The sequence below is a fragment of the Rhodococcus sp. B10 genome, from assembly GCF_011770055.1.
Lineage (GTDB): Bacteria > Actinomycetota > Actinomycetes > Mycobacteriales > Mycobacteriaceae > Rhodococcoides > Rhodococcoides kyotonensis_B.
This window is the reverse complement of sequence record NZ_JAAFYV010000011.1, coordinates 62,291-85,132: the sequence shown is the minus strand read 5'-3', so window position 1 is coordinate 85,132 and position 22,842 is coordinate 62,291. Positions and strand designations below refer to the sequence as shown.

20 protein-coding genes are annotated in these 22,842 nt (G+C 65.3%); 10 read left to right on the top strand and 10 right to left on the bottom strand.

What is annotated here, in order from left to right:
- The 6 genes from dcd to RhoFasB10_RS09720 all read left to right on the top strand — a co-directional run bounded on the left by dcd (window position 1) and on the right by RhoFasB10_RS09720 (window position 6,385).
- On the top strand, window positions 1-579 hold the full coding sequence (dcd, locus tag RhoFasB10_RS09745) for a dCTP deaminase (RefSeq protein WP_068422760.1): 579 nt from the start codon (window positions 1-3) through the stop codon (window positions 577-579).
- A gap of 110 nt (window positions 580-689) precedes the next feature.
- On the top strand, window positions 690-1,751 hold the full coding sequence (locus RhoFasB10_RS09740) for an Hsp70 family protein (protein ID WP_167676214.1): 1,062 nt from the start codon (window positions 690-692) through the stop codon (window positions 1,749-1,751).
- A gap of 38 nt (window positions 1,752-1,789) precedes the next feature.
- Window positions 1,790-3,238: a CYTH and CHAD domain-containing protein gene (locus tag RhoFasB10_RS09735; protein ID WP_068422765.1), complete on the top strand. Its 1,449-nt coding sequence runs from the start codon at window positions 1,790-1,792 to the stop codon at window positions 3,236-3,238.
- A gap of 84 nt (window positions 3,239-3,322) precedes the next feature.
- On the top strand, window positions 3,323-4,180 hold the full coding sequence (locus RhoFasB10_RS09730; protein ID WP_254303427.1) for a hypothetical protein: 858 nt from the start codon (window positions 3,323-3,325) through the stop codon (window positions 4,178-4,180).
- Window positions 4,181-4,291: 111 nt separating this feature from the next.
- A complete protein-coding gene (locus RhoFasB10_RS09725) occupies window positions 4,292-5,230 on the top strand; it encodes an Hsp70 family protein (protein ID WP_157105240.1) in 939 nt (312 codons plus the stop codon).
- Between the two features lie 102 nt (window positions 5,231-5,332).
- Window positions 5,333-6,385 carry a fused (3R)-hydroxyacyl-ACP dehydratase subunits HadA/HadB gene (locus RhoFasB10_RS09720; RefSeq protein WP_068422770.1) on the top strand — a complete coding sequence of 351 codons (1,053 nt, stop codon included), beginning with the start codon at window positions 5,333-5,335 and terminating at the stop codon, window positions 6,383-6,385.
- A 110-nt stretch (window positions 6,386-6,495) separates the two neighbouring features.
- On the opposite strand, the gene RhoFasB10_RS09715 is transcribed toward RhoFasB10_RS09720, so the two are convergent.
- The 10 genes from RhoFasB10_RS09715 to RhoFasB10_RS09670 form a co-directional block, all read right to left on the bottom strand.
- On the bottom strand, window positions 6,496-7,521 hold the full coding sequence (locus tag RhoFasB10_RS09715) for a beta-galactosidase (protein WP_167676212.1): 1,026 nt from the start codon (window positions 7,519-7,521) through the stop codon (window positions 6,496-6,498).
- Between the two features lie 16 nt (window positions 7,522-7,537).
- Window positions 7,538-8,647, bottom strand: a complete 1,110-nt coding sequence (locus RhoFasB10_RS09710) for a glycosyltransferase family 4 protein (protein WP_167676210.1) — start codon at window positions 8,645-8,647, stop codon at window positions 7,538-7,540.
- Window positions 8,644-9,789 carry a polysaccharide biosynthesis C-terminal domain-containing protein gene (locus RhoFasB10_RS09705; RefSeq protein WP_167676208.1) on the bottom strand — a complete coding sequence of 382 codons (1,146 nt, stop codon included), beginning with the start codon at window positions 9,787-9,789 and terminating at the stop codon, window positions 8,644-8,646. Before RhoFasB10_RS09705 ends, RhoFasB10_RS09710 begins: the two co-directional genes overlap by 4 nt.
- Window positions 9,786-10,847: a glycosyltransferase gene (locus RhoFasB10_RS09700; protein ID WP_206030728.1), complete on the bottom strand. Its 1,062-nt coding sequence runs from the start codon at window positions 10,845-10,847 to the stop codon at window positions 9,786-9,788. The genes RhoFasB10_RS09705 and RhoFasB10_RS09700 overlap by 4 nt, the downstream gene beginning before the upstream one ends.
- Before the next feature lie 70 nt (window positions 10,848-10,917).
- Window positions 10,918-11,529 carry an acyltransferase gene (locus RhoFasB10_RS09695; protein WP_068422779.1) on the bottom strand — a complete coding sequence of 204 codons (612 nt, stop codon included), beginning with the start codon at window positions 11,527-11,529 and terminating at the stop codon, window positions 10,918-10,920.
- Window positions 11,526-12,497 (bottom strand): GDP-mannose 4,6-dehydratase, encoded by a 972-nt coding sequence (locus tag RhoFasB10_RS09690; protein ID WP_167676206.1) that lies wholly within the window; start codon window positions 12,495-12,497, stop codon window positions 11,526-11,528. The genes RhoFasB10_RS09695 and RhoFasB10_RS09690 overlap by 4 nt, the downstream gene beginning before the upstream one ends.
- The gene (locus RhoFasB10_RS09685) at window positions 12,494-13,489 is read right to left on the bottom strand and encodes a GDP-mannose 4,6-dehydratase (protein WP_114332024.1); all 996 of its coding nucleotides are present in this window, start codon (window positions 13,487-13,489) and stop codon (window positions 12,494-12,496) included. The genes RhoFasB10_RS09690 and RhoFasB10_RS09685 overlap by 4 nt, the downstream gene beginning before the upstream one ends.
- Complete coding sequence (locus RhoFasB10_RS09680) at window positions 13,486-14,631, bottom strand: glycosyltransferase (RefSeq protein WP_167676204.1); 1,146 nt, start codon at window positions 14,629-14,631, stop codon at window positions 13,486-13,488. Before RhoFasB10_RS09680 ends, RhoFasB10_RS09685 begins: the two co-directional genes overlap by 4 nt.
- A gap of 528 nt (window positions 14,632-15,159) precedes the next feature.
- The gene (locus tag RhoFasB10_RS09675) at window positions 15,160-16,671 is read right to left on the bottom strand and encodes a cellulase family glycosylhydrolase (RefSeq protein ID WP_167676202.1); all 1,512 of its coding nucleotides are present in this window, start codon (window positions 16,669-16,671) and stop codon (window positions 15,160-15,162) included.
- A 113-nt stretch (window positions 16,672-16,784) separates the two neighbouring features.
- Complete coding sequence (locus tag RhoFasB10_RS09670) at window positions 16,785-18,188, bottom strand: O-antigen ligase family protein (RefSeq protein WP_167676200.1); 1,404 nt, start codon at window positions 18,186-18,188, stop codon at window positions 16,785-16,787.
- Between the two features lie 110 nt (window positions 18,189-18,298).
- On the opposite strand from RhoFasB10_RS09670, the gene RhoFasB10_RS09665 reads away from it, so the two are divergent.
- Genes RhoFasB10_RS09665 through RhoFasB10_RS09650 form a run of 4 tightly spaced genes read left to right on the top strand, consistent with a single transcriptional unit; the run spans window position 18,299 to window position 22,833 of the window.
- Window positions 18,299-19,696 carry a polysaccharide biosynthesis tyrosine autokinase gene (locus RhoFasB10_RS09665; RefSeq protein ID WP_167676198.1) on the top strand — a complete coding sequence of 466 codons (1,398 nt, stop codon included), beginning with the start codon at window positions 18,299-18,301 and terminating at the stop codon, window positions 19,694-19,696.
- A gap of 4 nt (window positions 19,697-19,700) precedes the next feature.
- The gene (locus RhoFasB10_RS09660; RefSeq protein ID WP_240931006.1) at window positions 19,701-20,951 is read left to right on the top strand and encodes a lipase family protein; all 1,251 of its coding nucleotides are present in this window, start codon (window positions 19,701-19,703) and stop codon (window positions 20,949-20,951) included.
- Entirely contained in the window at window positions 20,948-21,619 is a 672-nt protein-coding gene (locus RhoFasB10_RS09655) for a Wzz/FepE/Etk N-terminal domain-containing protein (protein WP_068422796.1), read from the top strand. The genes RhoFasB10_RS09660 and RhoFasB10_RS09655 overlap by 4 nt, the downstream gene beginning before the upstream one ends.
- Window positions 21,616-22,833 carry a lipase family protein gene (locus tag RhoFasB10_RS09650; protein ID WP_167676196.1) on the top strand — a complete coding sequence of 406 codons (1,218 nt, stop codon included), beginning with the start codon at window positions 21,616-21,618 and terminating at the stop codon, window positions 22,831-22,833. The genes RhoFasB10_RS09655 and RhoFasB10_RS09650 overlap by 4 nt, the downstream gene beginning before the upstream one ends.
- Window positions 22,834-22,842: the final 9 nt, after the last annotated feature.

Sequence of the window (22,842 nt, the reverse complement as noted above, 5' to 3'; positions counted from 1 at the left end):
GTGCTGCTTTCCGACCGCGATATCCGTGCCGAAGTGTCCACCGGCAACCTCGGCATCGAGCCGTTCGATGCCTCGATGGTGCAACCGTCGAGTGTCGATGTGCGGCTCGACAAGCTGTTCAGGGTGTTCGACAACACTCGCTACACCCACATCGATCCATCGAAGCGGCAGGACGAGTTGACGACGCTCGTCGAGCCGGCCGAGGGCGAGCCGTTCGTGCTGCACCCGGGCGAGTTCGTGCTCGGTTCGACCCTGGAGCTGACGACGCTGCCTGACTACCTCGCCGGACGACTGGAGGGCAAGAGCTCGCTCGGCCGTCTCGGGCTGCTGACACACTCGACGGCAGGATTCATCGATCCGGGGTTCAGCGGTCACATCACGCTCGAGCTGTCGAACGTCGCGAATCTGCCCATCACGTTGTGGCCGGGCATGAAGATCGGGCAGCTGTGCTTGTTCCGGCTGTCCAGCCCCGCGGAGAACCCGTACGGAAGCGCGTCCGTGGGGTCGAAATATCAAGGTCAGCGGGGTCCGACGCCGTCGAAGGCCTACCTCAACTTCGTGCAGTCCCCGGTCGACTGAACCGCACCCGAGGTCGGTTTATCGGTTGGAAACCTGCGTTGTGCCGGTTTTTCCGCTAGCCTTGCGTAGCAACCGTGTGGGTCGGGGCATACATGGAGCGAGGTTTTTCGATGACCGCCGTATTCGGCGCATCCCTCGGCGTGAGTGGCATTCACGGGCTTTCGGTGGAATCGACCAGTACTCCACCGACGAGCACCGAGATGTTCGCCGACCTTCCGGCCGCGTCGCAGAACTACTGGAAGGCCGTCACCGCGACGGTGAAGGACATGGCGGGACAGACGCCCTCTCCCGTACTGGCGCTGCGCGACAAGAATCCGACCGAGGCGTACGGCGTCGAGTACGTGGACGGTCTTGCACTCGTGTCCGACCTCGGTGCGCAGATCGGTGCACTGCAGGAAACCGGCCTGCTCGTCGACGAGAAGACCGTTGCGTTGTTCGACGTCGGCGCCGGCGGCGTCACCGTGTCCATCGTCGACGTCGCGTCGGGCCACGTACACGTCTCACGTCGCACCACCGTGTTGTCCGGCGATGCCTGCGACGCGGCCCTCGTGCGGTTTCTGCTCGAGCGGTACGGCTTCGGCCGTCCGTTGGCTCCCGACGTGCAGGAAACGTTCGTGGAGAGCGTGTGCGCGGGCAAGGAGCGACTGTCGCGTTTCAGCGCGGTCGACATCGACGGCCCGCTGTCGGGCGGCGCGGCCCGGGTGCATCGCAGAGAGTTGGACGACCTCATCCGTGACGACGTCTACGACGCCGTCACGCTCGCCGAAGCGATGATCGCCGCGAATGCTCGCGTCGACGCACTCTTCGCGGTCGGCGGCGGCGCCGGCATGCAGATCGTCCGTCAATCGCTGTTCGACGCGGTGTCGGTGCCCGTGTTCGTGCCCGTCGATCCACAGCTGCTCGCTGCACGAGGTGCCGCAGGCGCCGCGGGCAGGCTCGTCGTCGGTGGTAGCGGGACGTCGGCCGGACGCCCGCGGCACAGCGACTCGTCGTCGAGGCATCGGGGCAGGCTGAAGAAGTCCCGCTATCTCGGTGGTGTGGTCGCGCTCGTGGTCGCAGGCGGAGTGGCCGCGTCCGCCGGTGCAGTGTCGAGGGATGCGGATCAGGCTGGCGGCGACGGCAACCCGTCCCGTGCCGTGTTCACCTCTCCGACGCACGTTCCGGCCGGATGATCGATCGATGTTCATCCGAATCGGGCACACTGGTTGGTATGGCTTCGATTCAGACCGAACGTGAAGACAAGTTCGACGCGGATGCGGACTTCGTTTTTCCCTCCTTGACCGATCTGGCCCCGAAGGGCGGTTCGATCGACGTATCGGAAGTGCAGTTGGTCAGTAGTTACTACGACACTGCCGACCTGGATCTTCTGCGGCGAGGCATCACGCTTCGTCGTCGCCGGGGAGATGCCGATACCGGGTGGCACGCGAAGGTCCCGGCGGACAAGGCCCGCACCGAGATTCGGCTCCCGCTCGGAACCGGTGAGGACGCGGTGGTTCCTGACGAGCTCGCAGACCTTCTCGTCGGCGCCGCCCTCGGCAAGCCGCTGGTACCCGTCGCGACGCTCACGTCGTTGCGCCGCGTTCATGTCGTCACCGGTGCCGGTGGGGCGGTACTCGCCGAGGTCGCCGACGATTCGGTCAGCGCCGACGTCCCAGGAGCGCCGGGGAGCGTCTGGCGTGAGCTCGAAGTCGAACTGGGGCCTGCCGGGTCGGAGAAAACTCTCGACAAGGCCGCGAAGGTCCTGAAGTCCGCAGGCGCCACGCGATCGGCCAGTTCGTCGAAACTGCACCGCGCGTTGACGACTCGGCCGGCCCGGCCGTCGTCGACACCGATCGGCGTGGTCGCGGCCTACCTCGACGAGCAGGCGCAGGCCATCTTCGCCGGCGACGTCTATCTGCGACGCGGTCTCGACCCCATTCATTCGACGCGTGTGGCGATCCGGCGTTACCGCAGCACGCTCCGTGTGTTCGCGGATCTGTTCGACGACGAGCAAGCCGAACGTTTCGACGAGGAACTGTCCTGGTATGCAGGGCTTCTCGGTGAGGTTCGTGACCGGCAGGTTCAACGAGCCCGATTCTCCGCCGCGGTGCACGCGCTCCCCGAAGAACTGGTGCTGGGCCCGGTCGCGTCGCGCATCGAGAACGACCTGCTGGCCGAGCAGATTCGTTCTCGTGCGATCGTGACCACCGAGCTCGACGGCGACCGCTACCGCGACCTGCTCACTACCCTGACGGCATGGTCGCAGAAGCTTCCGTTGGTCGACGGAGCCGAGGACGTCGGCGAGAAGTCTCTGACCAAGTTGGCGCGGAAAGCGTCCAAGAAGGTCGGCAGGCGTATCGATCAGGCCATCGAACTGGGTGACGACGAAGCGCTGCACAAGGCGCGCAAAGCGGCGAAGCGCGCCCGGTACGCCGCCGAGCTCATGCAGCCGATCCTCGGCAAGAAGGACGCCAAGGCCGAGATCAAGAAGTTCAAGCACGTCCAGGAGGTGCTGGGCGAGCATCAGGATTCGGTCGTCGCTGCGCAGACACTGCAGAAACTCGGCCGCGTCGCCGGTGTCACGCCGGGTGAGAACGGATTCACCTTCGGGTTGCTCTATGCCCGGGAAATGCAGGCAGCCGAGGCGGCCCGGGCCGAGGTGTCGGATTTGTCCCTCTGACTGTCCCTCGAACCGGGCACAGCGGTAACCTGACGCACGAGAAACCGACCGGAATCCCCGGTCGGCCGTCGAGCGTAGGGAGCCGTGACAGAAGTGCGTATTGCGCTGGGCGTACACGTGAGCACCTACGAGGTCACCGCGTCGCTCGTCGAGACCGGCACGCCGGAGCAGGGCCCGATCGCCACGCGAACGGTTCCGGTTGCTGCAGCGCCGGGTGGGATCGCCGGTGCGGTGTCGACTGCGCTCGGCTTCATGTCGGTTCAGGCGCGGCAGCACGACGTGGCCCTCGTCGGCGCTGCCGTCGTGTGCGAGAACTCGCTGCAACGTGAGATCGTCGCCGACGCGTTGGCCGAGACCGAGCCCGATCCGGTGCTCGTCGTCGACATCTTCGACGAGCGACTGACCGATGCCTTCTCGTCCGACGTCGCCGCGGCGTTGCTCGTCGGTGAAGTCGACGTCGTCGCGCCCAGGCCCGGTGCCCTGCCTGGGGCTCGCCGGACTGCCTGGCCGGTCGCGGCCGCCGCCGCGTGCGTGCTGGCTGCGCTCGGCGGTGTCACCGCATGGGCGATGACGTCGTCGCCGACGCCCCATCACGCGCCCGTTCCCGTCGAGATGGTGCATCCCACGAACGCGGTGACGATGACGGTCGAACCCCTCGAGCCCGTCGAGCCCGAGGCCGTGATCCCTGGTCCGCCCGTACCTGTCGAAATCGGCACGGCCACAACGATTTCCGTTACGAGGGACGCTGTCGCCCCTGCGCCCGTCGTCCCTCCTCGCCCGGTGTCGACGCAGACGCAGCAGCCGGGGCCGGTTGCCTCGACGACCTCGCGGACGACTCAGGCTCCCGAGCTGACGACGACCACGCCGCCGCCGGTCACGACGACCACGCCGCCGGATATCAGCACCACCACTGCGGAGCCGTCGACGAGCGGCAATGGGTGAACTGCGAAAAACAAACCGAAAGATCGCAAAACTGTAGTTCGACCTACCTCGAGACTTGTTTGCCGCTAGTATCTGCTGGTCGGATTGGGGTGACCTGAAGTCGAGGTAGTCATGAATGCGGTGCTGGGTGTCTCGGTGGGAACGTCGACGGCACGCGCAACTGCACTCGACGTCGCCGACGATTCGGTGACGTCGGCCAGTGTCGCGCGCTCGTTCGAGCCGGCCGATTACGTCAGCGCCGCCCTTGACCTTCTCGACTCGATGGCCTTGTCGCAGCGCGTCGACGGGGAGGACGTCGTGCTCGCCGTTCCGGACGATCCCGCGTCGCGGATGCGTACGTCGGCGTATTCGATGCACCGGTCCGAGCGCTGCATGGTGGTGTCGGAGCTCGGCGCGCAGTTGCGTTTTCTTCGCGGGACCGGCGAGCTCGACGGTCTTCGTACCGTCGCGATCTGCGATATCGGTGCGTCCGGTACGACGGTGTCGGTCGTGGACCCGTCGTCGGGACAGGTTTTCGGTTCGGCACGGACTTCGCTGTTCGGTGGCGCCGTGTGTGACGACGCGGTGCGCGACTATCTGCTCGAGACCTACGGCGCCGACGAACTCGTGTCGACCGCAGCTCTCGACGCTCTCACGACCGCGGTCCGCTATGCGCGCGAACAGCTGTCGAGCTTGCGGGTGGCGGAGGTGTCGGGTCCGTTCGTCGGTGGTCCGGTTCGGTTGTGGCGCAACTCTTTCGACGACATCATCGACCGATCCATCCGTTCGATCGAGGACTGGACGGCGAGCATCATCGTCGACGCGCCGAGGGCCGTCGGCGCGCTCGCCCTCGTCGGGGGGTGCGCACATATTCCGTCGCTGCGGCGCGTTCTTCGTCGGGATCTCAAGCTGCCCGTTCTCGCGCCGTCGCTCCCCGAATCGTTGACGGCGCACGGGGCTGCGCTGCTTGCCGCCGATGCAGTGCGACGTCGGCCGCCGCAGCCGTTCGCCGCCGTGACCACGATTTCGCCGCCGCGATTCGACCCGATGGCGCGCGATCGATCGGCGTAGAACTGTGGGGAGCAATCATGCGCTCCCACCGTTCCTATGACGTTCCACAAGCTCTCCGTCCCCTGTGGAACCCGTCGCGGAGAGACCGGTAGGTTTTCTGGAATGAGCGACAGCGAGTCAACAGTGGCAGGGGTCGATCCGGCTGAGCACGCGCGGGCAATGGTGGGCCAGCACTACAGAACCGACGACTACTACGAGGTCGGACGCGAGAAAGTTCGCGAATACGCGCGCGCAGTGCAGGATTTCAATCCGGCCCACTGGGACGGTGACGCAGCCAAGGCGCTCGGGCACACCGGGGTCGTCGCACCTCTCACGTTCATCTCGTTGGTCGGCACTCTCGCGCAGCGTCGGCTGCTCGAGAAGATCGCCGTCGGATTCGATCTGAGTCAGATGCTGCAGACCGATCAGGTTCTGCAATTCCATCAGCCGATCGTCGCCGGTGATCAGCTGTACTGCGACGTCTCGCTCGACTCCTACAAGGAAGTCATGGGCAAGGACATGATGGTCACCAAGAACATCGTGTCCAATCAACGCAACGAGCTCGTCCAGACCACGTACACTACGCTGCTCATCGGCCGTGAGGGTGACGTCGACAGCGGCATCGTCGAGGCGGCCGAGAACCTCGTCATGCACGGCGCGACGACGTCGGCCGCTCGGGCCAAAGCGGCCGACCATGCCGAGGAACAGGTCGAGCACCCGCCGCTCGAGATCGTCGAGCACCATGCCCAGCCTGGGGTGAAGTTCGACGACGTCGCCGTCGGGGACACGCTGCCCGGCCGTACCGTCCTGTTGACTCGCGGTGACCTCGTCAACTACGCGGGCGTTGCCGGAGACGCCAACCCGATCCACTGGAGCGAACAGTTCGCCAAGCTCATCGACCTCGACGACGTTCTCGCACACGGAATGTTGACGATGGGACTGGGCGGCGGATACATCACCTCGTGGATCGGTGACCCGGGTGCGGTCAAGGACTACACCGTCAGGTTCACCGCACCGATTCCCGTCGGCCCGCACAAGGCCGCCGAGATCGAGTTCAGCGGCAAGATCAAATCACTCGACGCCGACAGCCGCACTGCCGTCGTCGCGCTCGGTGCGACGTTCGAGGGGAAGCGAATCTTCGGGCACCGCGCCACTGCCACGGTTCAGCTCGGTTAGCCCGTCGTCGACGGCGGTGCCGCGCAGGTTGCAGCGAACGCGCACGGTGCAACCTGCGCACCGGCTGAAACCTGCGCAAGGACGCGGCGAAACGGACCGACTCGCCGTCGTCAGGAGCCCTGCACCACAGCGAACGACGGTTTCCGGCTGAAGTCGCTCCGCAGCAGACCGTAGTTCTGCTCCGCGTCGAACGCGTCGGTTCCTGCGTCGCGCAGCGAGTGAACGAACACCGGCCCCACGTACGGAAGGGTCGACGCCCGTGCCAGGCTGCTTCCGATGATCGCCGCCTGCGCGTCCTCGGTCACCGCCATCGGACCGTTCCCGGTCGGCGCACCGAGCTCGGTGATCCAGATCTTCTTGCCACCGTCGCCGTTGGCATTCATGATGCCGTGGGCCTGGTCGACCTGCGCCCACTGGCCGTTGGGGTCGTTCTCGACGGTGAACGGAAAAGTGTAGGGATGCATGGCAAGTGCGTCCATGAACCCTGCAGCGCCTGCCGCGTACATCTGCTGCAGGAACGTCACCGGGGCCACGGTCCAGCCGCCGGTGTCGATGGTCGTGGCGAGCCCACCACCGATCACGGTCGCGCCGGGATCGCCCGCGTGGATCGCCGGGTAGGCGGCACGCAGGAGACCGACGTAGCGCGACGCGTCCACGGGTGCGAAGAACGACGGGATGTTCGGCTCGTTCCATACCTCGTAGGTGTCGACGCGATCGCCCAGATGCGTTGCCGCAGCGCCGGAGAATGCACCGAAGGTGTTCGGATCGACGGGAACGGCACCCGGCAGAATGCTCGGGATCGGACCCTGCGCCCACGCCGGTGTTCCCGCCAGCACCGCCAGCACCGAATATCCCTGTGCCCGAGCCGCATCGACGACGCGGTCGGTGTTGCTCCAGTCGAACACGCCCGGCGCGGTCTCGACCGCAGCCCAGTTGACGACGACACGCACCCACGATGCACCGACCTCTCGGCCGGCGACGAGCTCGTTGTTCAGGGTCGCGTCGTCGAGAAGCACGAAGGGTGCACCGCTGCTGAAACCGAGTCCCGACGGCGGGGCAGCCTGGGCAGTGGGCATGGACAGTCCGAGCGCGACAGCTGCGGCAGCAGCGACGGTGAGCAAGCGTCGTGTCAGCATGGCGTGATCCTAGGTGTTATCGGAGCGGTGCGCCGATCAACGATGCGACGGTCGTGTGCGGGATGCGTTCTTCCCAGCGGGCCGCGTTGAGTTCGTAGATCCGCTCTCCTGCTTTGACGGCGGCGTTGCGGTCGAGGAGGTAGCGACGGCATTCGGCGACGAAGTGCTCGGGGTCGTCGAACGTGGGCAGTTCGAACACCGGGCCGAGCGATCCGACGGCAGCCGAGGTTCCGACGACGGGGAGTCCCTTGCTGGCCGCGTCGAGAATCTTCACACGCACTCCACCGCCCGTGGCGACGGGTGCGATCAGTGCGCGGCACGTACCGAGGAACTCCTGCAGGTCGTCCACGAAACCGAGGTCACGGACGCCGGGCGGATACACGGGATCAACTGCACCCGTTGCCTTTGCGCCGATGATGCACAGTTCGGCGTCGTCGATGCCGTCCGAGATCCGTGGCCAGTACTCCAGCGCGATCTTGAACGCTTCCTGGTTCGGTGGCCAGTCCCGCGTGCCCATGAAGACGAGACGGTTCGCGGTTTCGGTGAGGTCGAGCTTGGGCGTCGGCTCCAGCGTCAGATCGATCCACCGAGCGTCTCGGACGCCGTTGCTGCGGTACATCTCTGCCTCGTCGGCGTCGTAGGTTCCGACGGCATCGGCTGCACGAGCGACGCGAATCTCGTCGCGCAGGATGCGCGGCGCCTCGATTCGTCCGGTGAGCCCACGCGTCACCTTCCACACCTGGGACTCGGTGTTGACGGTATTGATGACGAACGGCGAACCGAACTTGGCGGAGCGGATGAACGGCTCGGCCATGTAACTGTGTTCGGCCACATACACATCCGAGCGGGACGCCTCGATTGCGTGCACGAAGGCGTCGACGTCGTAGCGGCCGTGCACGACACTGCGCGTGGGACGCAACGATTTCAGCAGCAGCTTCGCGTCGACACGTGGCTTGAGGACTCGGGTGACGTCGGGATCGGGCGACGGTTCGGTCTCTTTCGACAAGCACAGCGACCGCACCTCGAACGCTTCGCGGGCGAGCTGCATCATCAAGCGCGACAACGCGATATCACCGCCGTGCTCGGTGATCGGGTCCTTCGACAGCAGAAAAGTAGCACGCCTCACGAGGCCACCTCTTCCTTGGCGGGTTCACGGTAGAGAGCCCGCGTGAACCACACGAGCAGGACTGCATCGGTGACCACCGATGCAAGAGCGGCGCCGACGGCACCGAGCGGGAACAGACACAGAATCAGCACCATCTTCAGCGGCGCGAGTACCGCCGCGGCCAGAACGCGGGTGCGGTCGCGATGCTGCAGATAGAGCACCGTCGTGAACACGTAGTTCATCACGCGCATGACGACGAAGAACGACATGACGACCAACGCTGCGGCGACCTGTGACGGCGCGGGCGTGAAGAACAGGACGACACCGGCGATCAGCAGCAAAGAACCTGCGACGCAGCCGAGTACGACGGTGTGCTTCAGGGCTGGGCCCGCCGTGACGCGGCCGTCGGCGAGGCGCAGTTTCTCGTGGAACGTGTGCCCGAACGACTGGCCGACGAACGCGACGGCCCATGCCGTGACCGAAGCGACCGAGTAGTAGCCGGCGATGGTGCTGTCGGTGAGGTAGCCGAGCAGCAGCACGTCGCCCTGGATGTAGACGGCGTTGGCGAGGTTCTCGGAGAACAACATCGAGATTTCGCGCCACGACCCGGGCAGGAGCGGCCGTGCGACACGTGTCTGGACGAGTGTGACGACGGCGATGACGAAATACGGTGCGACGTAGAGCAAACTCGCGACGAGCAGGGTCGGCTCGGACACGGCGAACAGGTATGCCGTCGCCAAGGCGATGCTCGACGCCTGACGCACGGTGTCCATCCGCTGGGTGACGTCGGGGTGGCCGTCGCGTAGAGCTCTCGATTTGTATGCGTTGAAGGTCATCTCGCCGCCCGCGACGACGAGGGCGAACCACGCGACGTAGTTCACGTCGATCAGGCACAGTCCGACGGCGATCAGCGCGACACCGATCAGTGCACGGGTGGTGCGCTCGCCGAGGTAGTCGGCTTCGTCGACGCGGATGGACCGAACGCCGAACGGATGATCCAGTGGCGCAGCGATTATCGCGGCGAGTGCGAACGCCATGGCGTAGTGCCCGTAGTCGGCGATACCGAGCTGCGCGATCAGCGCGACGGTCCACAGCAGTCCGATACCGCGCCCGCCGTACGTCCAGAGTGCGGCGACACCGGCTTTGATCAGGTTCGCGTTCACCTGGACCACTCCGCCAGGAAATCCCGCACGACGAGTTCAGCGGTGTTGGCCCGGCGCAGTGTCTCGACCTCGAGCCGGAGCGTGCGGAGCGCGCCGGGGTCGGTGACCAGATCACGCGCTGCGTCGGCGACGTCGACGATTCCCCCGTCGACGACCACTGCGCCGCCGTCGGATTCGGACAAGGCACCGTATTTCAGGCAGACGATCGGGGTCTGGTACGCGATGGCCCGGGTGACGACGGACGACGCGGGGAACGCGTCGCCGTAGATGGTGCGTTTGCCGTACGGGACGACGAGTGCACGAATGGATGCGAAGAACGCGTCCTCGTCCGCGTCGTTGACTTCGCCGACGATCTCGACGCCGTCGACGGCTGGAAGCTGGTCGGTGCCGCGGCCTGCGACGCGAATCGCGATATCGCGCGGCAACCGGTCACGGAGGCTCTGGATCTGTTCGAAACCCTTGCCGCGGTACACGAGCCCGAACAGCCCGACCGCGAGAGGGCGATCCTCCGCCGGTGGAAGATCCGGACGGTCCGGCACGAAGATCGTGCTCGCTTTGGCCGTGGCCCTGGGGTATTCGGCGTTCAGGGAGTCGGCGCCTGCCTTGGTCAGTGCGAACAGGGTGCGGTCAGCCGCGACACGGCGTTCGAGCGTGCGCCACAGCGAGCGGAACGGGTAGTGCAGACCGTGATTGAGGACCTTCCGGCCGGCCAGGAGCTTGGTGCGTGCAGGCCACCAGACGAGCCCGGGCGGGTCGTGGACCGTCGCGGTCACCGGTGGTGCCCCGGCGAGCCGATGCGTCGCCCAGAACGGGACGACGGACCCACCGCTGAGCTCGCAGTGCACGATGGTGCGGCCGGGGTCGACGAGCGCGGCGACGGCCTTGCGGTGGGCGAGAATGTCGCGCACCGAATCGCTGCCCGGCCCGTCGTGGCGGTACTCGACGACCTCGCCGAAGTGCGGACGCACGGCGGCCGCGAAGTCGTCGGAGTAGTCACCGACGCCGCCCACGCCGGAGCGCGGGGCGACGTAGACGAGTCTCTGGTCGCTGAGGATCAACGGGAAGGGCTCCTTCGGAGCACGTGCGCGCGAATGTATAGCGGGCTATGCATTCGCGCGCACGTGGGGATCAGTAGAACAGTGGACGATACTTCGGGCGGTACTGCAGCGCATTCGGATCACGCATGCTGCGCACCTTGGCGGGCGTGCCTGCGACGACCTCGAGCTCGTTCACCGTGCCGCGCACCATCGAGCAGCCGCCGACGACGGCGCCACGGCCGATCGTGGCACCGCTGAGCACCGTGCACCGGCTGGCGATCCAGACGTAGTCACCGATGAACGTGGGTTCGAGAATCGGCTTGAACGTCGGATCGTTGTGGTCGTGGTACCCACCGATGATGTGCGTGTCGCTCGCGATGACGACGTTGTCGCCGATGGTGATTCCGCCGCGCGCGTCGAACATGCACCGGAAGCCGATGGAGCATGCCTCGCCGATCACGAGATTCTCGATGTCGAGGATCGTGGTGCCGCGGAAGATCGACGTGTCCTTGCCGATCGTCGCCCCGAACGCGCGCAGGAAGTTCTGCCGTACGACGTGCGACGGGATGTAGGTGACCACCATGTTGAAACCCAGTGTGCCGATCCGGTTTCGGATCTTGCGGGCCAACGAGATGTCCTGCATCTTGTAGTCCGACACGTGGTGGATCTTCGCGTCCGTCGTGGGTTCTTCCACCGCTGTCATGCTGCCATCTCCTCGGTCATGTCGAATTCGACCATCGCGGTGACGATCTCCTCGAAGTTCTTGGTGGGCGCCCACCCGAGCACGTCGCGTGCCTTGGACGCGTCGCCGATCATTCTGGCCGAATCGGCGGGACGCAGCATCTCGGGATCCGCATCCACGTAGCTGCGCCAGTCGTCGATCCCGACGGCTGCCATCGCGGCGGCGACGAAGTCGGCGACGCTGTGCGACTGCCCGGTTGCGACGACGAAGTCGTCACCCTTGCCGTGCAACGCCATCGCGACCATCGCGGCGACATAGTCGGGCGCCCAACCCCAATCGCGTTGCGCGGACATGCTGCCGAGCTCGAGCTTGCTCTGCGTGCCACGAGCGATCGCGGCGGCCGCCTTCGTGATCTTGCGGGTGACGAACGTATCGGGCCGTCGCGGTGACTCGTGGTTGAACAGAATCGCGTTCGTGGCTTCGAGACCGCGAGATCGGTACACCTGAACCATGTTGTGACTCAGTGCCTTCGATGCACCGTAGGGCGACGTCGGCGCGATACGCGAGTTCTCGTTCTGGATCGGGTCCGAGGATCCGGCGAAGATCTCGGCACTCGACGCGTTGATCACCATGACCCGCTTGCCCGACGCCTCCTGATGCGTGTGGCAGGCGTCGAGCAGCGATGCGGCCGAGACGCCGTTGACTCGGGTGGTCAACACCGGGTCCTTCCACGATCGCCACACCGACGAGATGCCGGCGAGATGGAAGACGTAGTCGGGGTCGGTGGCACCGACGAGGTCCGACGCGGCTCCCGGCTCACCGAGATCGACCTGATGCATCGTGACGTCGTCGACGACGCTCATCGAGCCCGGCCGAGCCACTCCGTGGACCGTCCATCCGAGATCGACGAGCGCTTCGGACAAGTAGCTGCCGTCCTGCCCGGCAACCCCCGTCACGAGGGCGCTAGGCGGCTCCCGCCTGGCAGTCACGCGATCTTGACCACGTCGGCCGACTGCTCGGCCAAGTCGCTCTGCACCATCATCGAAACCAGTTCGGGGAAGGTGACTTTAGGCTTCCATCCGAGCTTCTCCTGGGCCTTCGACGAGTCGCCGACGAGCAGGTCCACCTCGGCGGGGCGGAAGAAGCGGGGGTCGATCTTGACGTACTCGGACCAGTCGGTGATGTCGACGGCGGCGAATGCGTGGTCGAGCAGTTCGCGGATGGAGTGCGTCTCTCCGGTGGAGATGACGTAGTCGTCGGCCTGCTCCTGCTGCAGCATGAGGTACATCGCCTCGACGTAGTCGCCGGCGAAACCCCAGTCGCGCTTGGCGTCGAGGTTGCCCAGCGAGATCTCGCTCTGCAGGCCGAGTGCGATGCGAGCGACGGAGCGGGTGACCTTGCGCGTCACGAATTCGATTCCGCGACGCGGTGATTCGTGATTGAACAGAATGCCCGAGCTGGCATGCATGTCGTACGACTCGCGGTAGTTGATCGTCATGTAGTGGCCGTAGACCTTGGCGACTCCGTACGGCGAACGCGGCCACAGCAGCGTCGATTCGCGCTGCGGGACGTCCTGCACCTTGCCGAACATCTCGGAGCTCGACGCCTGGTAGAAGCGAACCTGCTTGCCCGCCATGTCCTGGTAGCCACGCGTGGCTTCGAGCATGTTCAGCACCCCGCCGCCGGTGACGTCGGTGGTCAGACGTGCGTTCTCCCACGAGTAGGCGACGAAGGAGACGGCGCCGAGGTTGTAGACCTCGTCCGGATCTGCGTAGGCGAACGCGCGCATGAGGCTGGACAGATCGAGCAGATCGCCCGTCAGCACCTCGACCTGCGGAAGGACGCGCTCGAGCATTGCAGCCTTCGGATTGTTCTGTCCCCGAAGCAATCCGAAGACCTCGTACCCTTTGCTCAGTAGAAGCTCGGCAAGGTAAAGACCGTCTTGACCGGTGATTCCCGTGATCAATGCCCTCTTGGTCATTGCGACAGCTTCCTCTCGATGTTCTCTTCGTGAATTTCCGTGACTGCCGCAATCAGTTCTGCTGCGAAGCGTTCTTCACTGAACTGCTCCACGTGAGCCTGAATCTTCAGCGGCTCCCATGATGTTCGTTCGAGCTTCTCGACCGCTGCCCGGATTGCTTCGGGCGTCGGTTCGTCGAAATAGACACCGGTGACGCCTTCGACGACGGTGTCCAGGAACCCGCCCCATCGGAGAACGACGCTCGGCTTCCCGTGATAGCCGGCTTCGATGGGGGTCAATCCGTAGTCTTCATAGCTCGCGGCGACGACTGCGTTACACATCGTGTACAGCCAGGTCATTTCGCCTGCGCTGAGGTCGCTGAGCATGAGAACGTTGTCCGACTTGACTTTTCGCAGACGCTCGGCTTCGGGGCCGCGTCCGACGACGACGAGCTTGTGGTCGGTCCCGGCGAACGCTGCGATGACCTTGTCGACGTTCTTGTAGGGGAGCAGGCGCGAGATGCACAGGTGGAACGGCTCTCCGCCGCTCCAGTTCTCGACGTCGGTGATCGGTTCGGCCGGTGAGGTCTCGACGGTGAACGGCGCGGGAAGCACGGTGGATGCGATGCCGTACGCATCTGTGATGCGTTTGTTGATGATCGTGGAGATGGCCAGGTAGCGGTCTGCGGAACCTGCTGCGCGACGGTCCCACCGGCGTAACGGCCAGGAGAGTGCCTTCAGTGCAACACGTTTCAGTGCGCTGCTGGATTCGCCGAGATACATCTGCGATTCGTACAACCATCGTGCAGGTGAATAGCAGTAGACGAGTTTGCGTCCAGATGTGCGGAATCCGTGTGCCCAGCCGCTCGTACTGGTGAGTACGACGTCGGCGTCGATCGCTATCGAGCTCGACGCGAACGGCAGAAGAGGGAGCGCGAGGCGATGGTTCTTGCGCAGGAACCCGATTCGGTTCAACGTCGAGGTGCGAACGTCGACGCCTGCGAAGTCGGGGAACGTGGTCGACGGCTCGAACAGCGTCGTGTAGACGGGGCTGCCGGGGAAAGCGCGGGTCATGGCGAGCACGACCTTCTCGGCCCCGCCGCGCTGTGTCAGGTAGTCGTGGGCGATGGCGACGCGTATCGGGCGGGTGAGTTGCTCCGTCATGCGGCGACCCGCAGATGTTTCCGTTGCACAGCGGCGTTTGCATTCATTCTTGTACCAATCGTGTCGAACCGTGCACAAAGAGACTCTGACTTGAATTCCCGACCGCGGAAAGCATGGATTTCGCGACGTCGTTGTGCGATGTACTTCCGGGCTTATGTGCGTCCCCCGACTGGGACGAGAACGCCGAACACAGTGGTGCCCCACTGTGTCAGTCGTTCACAGTAAACAAGTATCCGACATGCGCCTGAATTGGTAGCACTAAGTGATGTGCTTCACAATGACGAATCGGTCGCGGGAGAGTATGGATACTCGGTATTCCTCGCGATTTAACACTACGGAAATGAATTCTCCGAGTCGACGGGCGATATCGCGAGAAATAAACGTGAAACTCGGTTCGAAATAAAAACACCGACCGGTCTGTAATCGACCGGTCGGTGAAAGTGGCAGTAATTCGGTTTTCAGTTTGTTTCGGTCCCCACGTGCGCGCGAATGTATAGCCCGCTATACATTCGCGCGCACGTGGAGCGCCTACCGCTGCGCCCGCGCACCCGCTGTCGGCGTCCAGGTGATCGATCCGTACTGGAAGGTCACGCGCACACCGCCGCCGTCGATGGGCGTCTCGTCGCTGGTTGCGGGGCCGAGGGTCGGGTCCCACGCGGAGATGATGCCGCCGCCGATCAGCCGCGTCCCGCCGAGGTCCGTCGAGAACACGCGCAGGCCGTAGGGGCTGTCGAAGTCCTGGTAGCCGTTCGCGAAGCCGGTAGTGGGCAGCAAGCCGGTGCGGCGGACCGCGTCGGCGACCACGTTCGGCGACGCGATGAACCCGGTCGGCGTCTGGAAGACCGTCGCGTAGTCCCGGATCTGCGCCCACGTGTCGCGAATCGGGAAGACCGGGCTGACGGCTGCACCCAGCTCGGACGGAACCATCTGGAACCGGTTGTACTCGGCCGAGCGCGGAATGCCGTTCATCAATTGCGACATGACGCCCCAGAGCGCGGGCTTGCCGCTCCAGTCCGAGCGCAGCAGGCCGAACGTCATCTCGGTGTCCTGGCTACCGGTCTGCTGGTCTTTCAGCTGGTACAGGTAGATCGGGCCGGTGTACGGCAGTTCCTGCCACTTCGTGACGAAGTGGGTGATCATGTCGCTCTGCTGCTCTTCCGACGCGACGGCGGTGGGGACGCCGTACTCGGTGGCCCAGATCTTCTTTCCACCGTCGCCGTTCGCGACCATGAGCGCGCGAATGTCCATGACCTGACGGACGGGAGAGTCGTCGACGTACGTGCCGTCGGCGAACTTCATCGTGTACTGGTAGGGGTGGAACGACAGCGCATCGAACTTCCCGGCTGCGCCCGCGGCGTACATCTGCCGCGTGAACGTGACGGGGTTCTGCATCCCGTGATTGTCGACGACGGCTCCCAGTACCCCGCCGACGACGGTGGCCGACGGGTCGGCGCCCTTGATGGCCGGGTAGGCGGCTTTCAGCAGGTCGGTGTACCCGGCGGCGTCGGGGGACGGACCGTAGAACATCGCTCCGTTGGGCTCGTTCCAGATCTCGTAGGCCTCGATCTTGCCCTTGTATCGGTCGGCGACCTTGCCGGCGAACTGGCCGAACAGGGCGGGCGACGCGGGCCGGTAGTTGAGTGCCTGTCCGGGTGGTGACGTCGCCCAGGTCGGCGTGTAGGCGATGATGCCGAGCATCGAGATGCCGCGCGCGTTCACTGCATTCACGACGCGGTCGACGGCGGTCCAGACGAGCTGGTTCTGTGCGGGCTCGACGTTGGCCCACGGGATCGACACGCGCATCGACTTGATGCCCGCGGCGTCGAGTATCGACAGCGTCGTGTTCAGTTCGGCGTCGCTCGACCACAGCAGCGCACCGTTGTCGGAAACGCCGACCGTCGTCGGCGTCACGGCCGCATCGGCCTGGCCGAGTGTGTGCTCGGTCGGTACTACGTAGGACGTGACCCCGAGCGACAGGCTCGCGGTCATCACGGCTACCGACAGCGCGGACACCACTGATCGAAGTCGAATACGGCTCATGATGATCTCTCCGGAAAGGGGGCTCGTTTCACGAGCCCATCGGGAAATCATTGCAGGAGAATCGAAAGTGTTACAAGCCGCAATCACTTTGTCTTTTCGTATCGAACTGCTGGTCAAGCCATGTTTGTCGCTACCGGGCTCGGCGACGCCAAAGGCGTACGACTCCGGTCGTCGGGCACGTTATCGGTGGCCTTTTCCCACGCGACGACGAGGAAGACGATCAATACCGAAAAGGCCATCGTCGTCGCCGGAATGGTGACGACGGGGAAATCCAACTGCAGCGCGACGACGCAGAACCCGATGAATCCGCCCCCGATGAATCCGTGTTCCCAGTGCTTCGATCGGAGGCATCGGTAGCCGATGATCGCGCCGACGACGATCACTGCGGCAAAGGCGAGGCCTGCCAGAATTCCGCCACGATAGACGGACAGCAGCGGGGCGTTGGCCACGTAGTTGACCTCGAACGCCGAGCCGGGATCCTTGAATTCGGTGCGCCCCCAGCCGAGCCCGAACAGCCAGTGGCCGGCCATGTGCCCGGGGAAATCGGCCAGTGCGTCACCTCGTGCGCTCGACCCGGCATCGCCGCTGCCGAAGGACGAGAAAACCCGGTTACGCACGGTCGGTACCGACAGTGCAGCCACGAACGCGGCGAAGAATCCGCCGATGATGACGACGCGGTCGCGCGTCCGCATGGATTGAAACAGCAGCATCAGCACGACGCCGAACACCACCGAGAACAGGGCAGCGCGCGACAGGGTCAGCACGAGTGCGCCGAACAGCAACGCCGACAGCGCCAGTCGCATCCTGCCGCGGATGAGCAGTACGCAGAGCATGAGTGCGACGAACAGACCGATGCCCGCGGCGTTGGGGTCGATGTACGTGCCGGCGAGTCGAACCGTCGCCGCGCCGCCGGAATAGACGAAGCGCGTGCTTTCCTCCTCGGTGCCGTATCCGAACGGGGAAAGGTAGCCGATCAACTTGCCCGCCGGGTCGCCCATCAGAACGACGATCGCGAATGCCGCTGCGAGGGAGGCCGCGTAGACGTAGATCCTGCCGAACAACTCGAGCTCCGTCCGCGGCAACCGGAGCAGCGATACCGCTACGAGAGTCGAAACGAGCCATTTCCCGAATTCCGCGTAATCCACTGTCGCGCTGCCGGTTGCGACGACCGACAGTGCGGACGTGACGATCAATGCGATGACGGCCATCTCACCGTGTGTGACGCGACTCACTCCTGTGCGGTGGATCACCGACGCGAGTACGACGCCGAATCCCAGCGTGAATATCAACGGAGCGTGAACGCCGGGGACGTAGCCGAACGGAAGCGCGCCCAGCGAAAATGCAAGAGCGCGAGTCAGATATGTGGGGTGCCTGAGTCCGATGTAAGCTCCCACCGCAAGCCCGACAAGGGCGAAAGCACCAAGTTTTCCTGGCGTTCCACCGACGATCATCAAGAATGTAACGAACAACGGGACGACGACGATCACAGCCGCGTCAACACGTTTCGAGATGTTCATGGGCACTGATGTTGTCACGCTTTCATCCGGTCGCAACATGTATGTACTGCTGAATTGTTCTCTGCACTTTATTCTTTCTGGCGAACCGGGCAATCGAAGAGGAGCATTTCGTGGAGATTCGAGAGTACGGGCGGATTCTCCGTGCAGGATGGTGGATCGTCGCGGTCGCGACGGTGCTCGGCATCGTCGGCGGACTCGTGTACTCGTTCGTCTCGGCGCCGCAGTACCAGGCGTGTGCTCGTCTGTTCGTCACGACCGAGGGTGGTAGCTCGGTCGGCGAGGCCTATCAGAACAACCTGTTCTCTCAGGAGCGCGTGAACTCGTACGCCGGCCTGGCCACCAGCACTCAGGTCGCGCAGCGCGCAGTCGATCAGTTGCAGCTGCCGATGACCGCGAACGAGTTGCGCGACAGGCTGACTGCGACGCCGCTCGAGAAGACCGTGTTGCTCGACCTCTGTGCCACCGATTCGGATCCTGTCGTCGCCCGCGCACTGACCAACGCCGTCGCGGGTCAGCTGACTCAGGTCGTCCAGGAACTCGAGACGTCACAGCGCGGCGGGAACCCGGCTGCCGGAGCCACCATCGTCGATCAGGCAGACGTTCCGTCGAGCCCGTCCGGCACCGGTCTGGTCAGCTTGCTGGTCCTCGGCGCGGTCGCAGGTTTCGTCGTCGGCGTCCTCGCTGCGCTCGCTCGCGGGTTGATGGACCGATCGATTCGCGATCGTACTCGCGCAGAGGACATCTCGGGTCGCACCGTCATCGGCGGTCTTCCGGTCGACCCGGAGCGACCGTCCACCGCCGTCGCCACGTTCAGTCGTATGGGTGAGCCGCTGCGAGCCCTGCGAACCAACATTCGTTTCCTCGGTGCCGGTTCGCCGCCACGGGTCATCACCGTCACGAGTGGTAGTACAGGCGAGGGACGTACCTCGACCGCGATCGACCTCGCCGCCGTGATGGCCGAGGCCGGCTACAAGGTTCTGCTCGTCGGCGGCGACATGCGCACGCCCGAGCTCGCCGATCGCCTCGGGATCGCGCAGACTCGCGGCCTCAGCACCGTACTGTCCGGCGAGCATCGTCCGGACGACGCCATTCACCGTGACGTCGTCAGCGGTGTCTCCGTGCTGCCTGCGGGTCCGGTGCCACCGAACCCGAGCGAGCTGCTCGGCTCGGACCGTGCTCAGGTTCTCTTCGAGACGCTGCGCGGCGACTATCGCTACGTCATCGTCGACACGCCTCCGCTGCTCGACGTCACCGACGGTGCAGTTCTCACCGCGCTCGCCGACGGCGCACTGGTGCTCGCACGCGTCGGCAGCACGACGCGTGACAAGCTGCGCCGGACCGTCAAGGTTCTGGGCGGTGTGGGCGGCAACGTCCTCGGAGTGGTGACGACGTTCGAGCCCACCCGTCGTCGTGCCGCGACGCACGCGAGAGGTGCTGCGGCACAGACCAAGCCGCAGGCAGCCGACGCCACCTGGGAGGAACCCGCTTCCTCGTCCAGTAGGGGCTAGACGCATGCTGTGGTCCACGAGGCCGGCCCGAATCGCGGCGGGGATGTGCGCGGCCCTGTCGTTGGTGGCGGGGTGTGCCCGGGACGACCAGGTGGTTCTGTCGCCCGACGCGGCCACGACGCCCGTCACCGCGACGACGTCGGCTCCCGAGCCTCTGCCGCCGCCGAACCTGGCCGATACCGGACCCGGTTCGTTGCGCTCGTTCGAGCCGATGGACGACATCGCCGACGACGTGACCGAACTCGGTGCGACGGCAACTCGCGTCGTCTACCGATCGACGTCGGGTATCGACGGCAGGGTCACCGACGTGTCCGGCACCGTGCTGATTCCGGGAGGCGCTGCGCCCGAGGGAGGTTGGCCGATCATCTCGTTCGGCCACGGCACGACGGGTGTGCTGAACAACTGTGGCCCGTCGGAGTACGCGAACCTCTTGGGCAGCGCGCCGATCGTCGCCGCACTCGTCCTCAACGGGTATGCAGTGACGATGTCGGACTACCAGGGCCTCGGACTGGGCGGTGACTATCACCCGTACCTCGATTCGAAGACGCTGGGCTACAACATGATCGACGCCGTCCGCGCGGCGCGGAACTTGGTTCCGACGCTGAGCAACCGGTGGGCCGCGTACGGGGTGTCGCTCGGAGGCATGGCGGCGTGGGCCGCCAGCGACCGTAACGGCGAGTACGGCGGTGGGCTTGAACTCGTGGGCACCGCGGCCATCGTTCCGGTCTCGGACATGACCGGGCTTGCCGACGCGGCCGCGAACGGAACGTTGACGCGCGCGCAGTACCCCCTCCTCATGTACGCGCTGGAGGGCCTGTCGATCTCGCATCCCGAGATGAACCTCGACGACTACCGATCCGGTCTGGCCAGGGAGCGGTGGAACGACTTCATGCAGTGCGTTCCGCCCGGCTCCGACCTGGTCCCGGAACTCGTTGCGGCGCTGCAGCCGTCGGACCTGCGTCCCGTCAGCCGGGAGGCGACGGATCGACTACGCGGCTGGTTGGCCGGTATGGCTGTGCCGCAGGCGAAGTCGACGTCCCCGCTTCTCGTCATGTACGGATCCGAGGACGACCTCATCCTCGAGCCGTGGACCGAGAAGGCGCTCGAGCAGGCCTGCGCGTCGGGCGATGTGGTCGAGTACGAACTGCACCGCGGCGAAGGCCACGGCAACCTCGACAGCACCCGATCGCTGCCGTGGGTCAAGGCACGATTCGCCGGTCAGGACGTCGTCGACACGTGCGAGCTGGATCGATGATCGCGCCGACCGGGGTGCCACGGCTGAAGGATTACGGCCGGATGCTACGTGCCTCGTGGTCGCTGATCCTCGCCGCGACGGTACTGAGTCTGGCAGGTGCATGGCTCGCCACTTCGCTTGTCGCACCGTCCTACACGGCGTCGACGCGTGTGTTCGTCACCGCGCCGGGTCCGACGACGACGCGAGCCGCGCAAGAAGGCAACCGAAGCTCGATGATGCGCGTCGAAAGCTACGTGCAGTTGACGGCCAGCGAGCAGGTGCTGAGGCGCGTCATCGTCGAACTGGGTCTGGCGATGGGGCCGGACGAGCTGAAGCAGGACGTCGTCGTCAGCCCTGTGCCGGCGTCCGCGCTGTTCGACATCACGGCGGTCGCCGAGTCCGGAGAGCAAGCCCGAGACATCGCGAATGCGTTGGCCACGAATCTGATTCAACTGGTCGAGGAGATCGACCTGGGTGCGAACGGACCGGTGTCGAACGTGACGCTGATCGACGCGGCTGCCGTGCCCGAGGAGGAGGAGACTCTCGTCGGCAATCTGATCGTCGGCGGGGGAATGGGATTCGTCGTCAGCTGTGTCCTGGTGATCGCGTCGGGGGTGTGGCGTGATGCCGTCGATCACCGTGACGAAGTGGAGCACATCTTCGAAGAGGTGGGGGTACCGAGACGATGAGGCATCTACGACGCGTCGGCGGGGCGTGCGCTCTGTCCGCTGTCCTGGTGGCGGGCGCATGTTCCGATGAGTCTCCAGCGCAACCCGATTCGGCTGCGCTGGGTGGAACGCTGACGGCCGACTACTCCGGCGACGGACCGGGTTCGCTCGTCAGCGCCGACGATCTCCTGACCGTCGATCGCCGGCTCAGCGGAATCTCGTCGACCGTGGCGCGCGTGGTGTACCGATCGACGTCGGGTGTCGACGGTTCGGCCACGGAAGTGTCGGGCACGATCTTCGCGCCGGAGGGGGACGCCCCCGACGGCGGGTGGCCGATCATCGCGTACGGCCACGGCACGACGGGTGTGCAACCGGACTGCGCGCCGTCGACCGATCCGGAACTGCTGGGCAGCTCGCCGATCGTCACCGCACTCGTGCGGTCCGGCTACGTCGTCGCGGTCTCGGACTACCAGGGTCTCGGGCTCGACTCGTCGTATCACCCGTATCTGGATGCCACGACCGCCGCGAACAACCTGATCGACTCGGTACGCGCCGCGCAGAAGCTGGTCCCGGACGCGTCGGATCGGTGGGCGTCGTTCGGCGGCTCGCAGGGCGGCCAAGCTGCTTGGGCTGCAAACGAACTCGCAGGCACTTACGGCGACGGTCTCGAGATGGTGGGTTCGGTCAGCTTGGTTCCCGCGGCGGACATCACCGGCCTCGCACGGGCCGCGGCCGACGGCACGTTGACCGCGGACCAGAAACCGCTGCTGCAGTGGGTGCTCGTCGGTCTGGCCGAGTCGCACCCCGAGATCGATCTCGACGACTATCGCCGCGGCATCGTCGCCGAACGGTGGGACGAATTGTCCGCGTGCGGTGGACCTCTCGCCGCAGACCGGACGGAGCTGGCCGCGCAGATCGACGACGACGACCTGAGGCCGGCCACCCCCGAAGCGGAACGAGCCCTCGAAGGCTATCTACGCGAGATGAGTCTCCCCAGAACCCGTTCGGCGGCACCGATGTTGGTGATCTACGGCGGACAGGACTCGCTCATCACGCAGTCGTGGACGGACGGTGCCATCGCCGCAGCATGTGCGGCGGGGGACACCGTCGAATCGCTTCTCCAACCGAATGCAGGCCACGCAGACATCGACGGAGCTGCTGCGTTCCCGTGGATCACCGCACGCTTCGCGGGCACACCGGCCGTCAGTTCCTGCCCAGCACCGCCACAACCGTAAGGCGAAGAC

Excerpts from the sequence above, each read along its gene's own strand:
- RhoFasB10_RS09685 (WP_114332024.1), bottom strand. The coding sequence starts at position 13,489 with ATGACCAAGAGGGCATTGATCACGGGAATCACCGGTCAAGACGGTCTT.
- RhoFasB10_RS09650 (WP_167676196.1), top strand. The coding sequence starts at position 21,616 with ATGAGGCATCTACGACGCGTCGGCGGGGCGTGCGCTCTGTCCGCTGTC.
- RhoFasB10_RS09740 (WP_167676214.1), top strand. The coding sequence starts at position 690 with ATGACCGCCGTATTCGGCGCATCCCTCGGCGTGAGTGGCATTCACGGG.
- RhoFasB10_RS09735 (WP_068422765.1), top strand. The coding sequence starts at position 1,790 with ATGGCTTCGATTCAGACCGAACGTGAAGACAAGTTCGACGCGGATGCG.
- RhoFasB10_RS09715 (WP_167676212.1), bottom strand. The coding sequence starts at position 7,521 with ATGCTGACACGACGCTTGCTCACCGTCGCTGCTGCCGCAGCTGTCGCG.
- RhoFasB10_RS09725 (WP_157105240.1), top strand. The coding sequence starts at position 4,292 with ATGAATGCGGTGCTGGGTGTCTCGGTGGGAACGTCGACGGCACGCGCA.
- RhoFasB10_RS09675 (WP_167676202.1), bottom strand. The coding sequence starts at position 16,671 with ATGAGCCGTATTCGACTTCGATCAGTGGTGTCCGCGCTGTCGGTAGCC.
- RhoFasB10_RS09680 (WP_167676204.1), bottom strand. The coding sequence starts at position 14,631 with ATGACGGAGCAACTCACCCGCCCGATACGCGTCGCCATCGCCCACGAC.
- RhoFasB10_RS09670 (WP_167676200.1), bottom strand. The coding sequence starts at position 18,188 with ATGAACATCTCGAAACGTGTTGACGCGGCTGTGATCGTCGTCGTCCCG.
- RhoFasB10_RS09660 (WP_240931006.1), top strand. The coding sequence starts at position 19,701 with ATGCTGTGGTCCACGAGGCCGGCCCGAATCGCGGCGGGGATGTGCGCG.
- RhoFasB10_RS09655 (WP_068422796.1), top strand. The coding sequence starts at position 20,948 with ATGATCGCGCCGACCGGGGTGCCACGGCTGAAGGATTACGGCCGGATG.
- RhoFasB10_RS09695 (WP_068422779.1), bottom strand. The coding sequence starts at position 11,529 with ATGACAGCGGTGGAAGAACCCACGACGGACGCGAAGATCCACCACGTG.
- RhoFasB10_RS09720 (WP_068422770.1), top strand. The coding sequence starts at position 5,333 with ATGAGCGACAGCGAGTCAACAGTGGCAGGGGTCGATCCGGCTGAGCAC.